Annotated in this window: 1 pseudogene; it reads left to right on the top strand. The window is 76.9% G+C overall.

Features of this window, described 5'->3' with window-relative positions:
• Window positions 1–507 (top strand): annotated as a pseudogene (locus E6R62_RS39205) (hypothetical protein); the annotation flags it as partial.

Here is a 507-nt window from a genome sequence, read left to right as displayed (position 1 = left end):
GCTGTTGCGCACCGCGACGGCCGAACTGGCCACGCGCACCGACGAGTTGGAGACCTCCCGCGCCGCCCACGCCGAACTGCTCAGCGCGCACCGCGCGGCCGAGGACGCGGCGGGCGGCTTCGACGAGACGGCGGCGCTGCTGCGCGACCTGCTGCGGGACAACGGGCAGACGCCGGAGGACGAGAGCGCCCCCGAGCCCTACCCGGGCAGCCTGGAGGAGGCCCGCCAGTCCGCCGCCGAGGCGCGCCGCTCCCTGCGCGGCTGCTCCGGCGACCTGTCGGCGGCCGACTCCGCGGTGCGCGAGGCCTCCGACATCCTGGTGCGCCACGCCAACGCCACCCGCTACGAGCAGGTCCGCACCCCGGCCCGCCAGCAGATCCGCGAACTGCCCGCAGCCGCCCTGCCCGAGCACGCCGCGGCGTGGGCCGCCGCCTTCGAACCCCGGCTGCGCGTCCTGACCGACGAGCTGGAGCAGCTGGAGCGCAACCGCGACTCCATCGTCGACCG

Origin of the sequence: Streptomyces sp. A1136 (assembly GCF_004795055.1) — a bacterium.
Taxonomy (GTDB): Bacteria; Actinomycetota; Actinomycetes; order Streptomycetales; family Streptomycetaceae; genus Streptomyces.
Note: the sequence above shows the minus strand (reverse complement) of the source record. Positions and strands in the feature narration are given on the sequence as shown.